Genomic DNA, 513 nt, shown 5'->3' on the forward strand with positions numbered 1-513 from the left:
TTTCTCGTCAGGTAGGTGTACCTTACATCATCGTATTCTTAAACAAATGCGAACATGATGATGACGAAGAATTACTTGAATTATTAGAAATTGACGTACGTGAACTTCTTTCTACTTATGACTTCCCAGGTGATGACACTCCAGTAATCCGTGGTTCAGCTCTTGCAGCGCTTAACGGTGAAGCTGGTCCTTACGGTGAAGAATCAGTTCTTGCTCTTGTAGCAGCACTTGACTCTTACATCCCAGAGCCAGAGCGTGCAATCGACAAAGCATTCTTGATGCCAATCGAAGACGTATTCTCAATTTCTGGTCGTGGTACAGTAGTAACAGGCCGTGTTGAAGCTGGTATCATCAAAGTTGGTGAAGAAGTAGAGATCGTTGGTATTAAAGATACAGTTAAAACAACTGTAACTGGCGTAGAAATGTTCCGTAAACTTCTTGACGAAGGCCTTGCAGGTGAGAACTGTGGTATCTTACTTCGTGGTACTAAGCGTGAAGAACTACAACGTCGTC

At 42.9% G+C, this 513-nt stretch carries 1 protein-coding gene; it reads left to right on the top strand.

What is annotated here, in order from left to right:
* A partial coding sequence (locus M3Z76_RS19615; RefSeq protein ID WP_295657553.1) for an EF-Tu/IF-2/RF-3 family GTPase occupies positions 1-513 on the top strand: 513 nt, incomplete at both ends.

The organism is Metasolibacillus sp. (assembly GCF_025291715.1).
Classification (GTDB): Bacteria; Bacillota; Bacilli; order Bacillales_A; family Planococcaceae; genus Metasolibacillus; species Metasolibacillus louembei.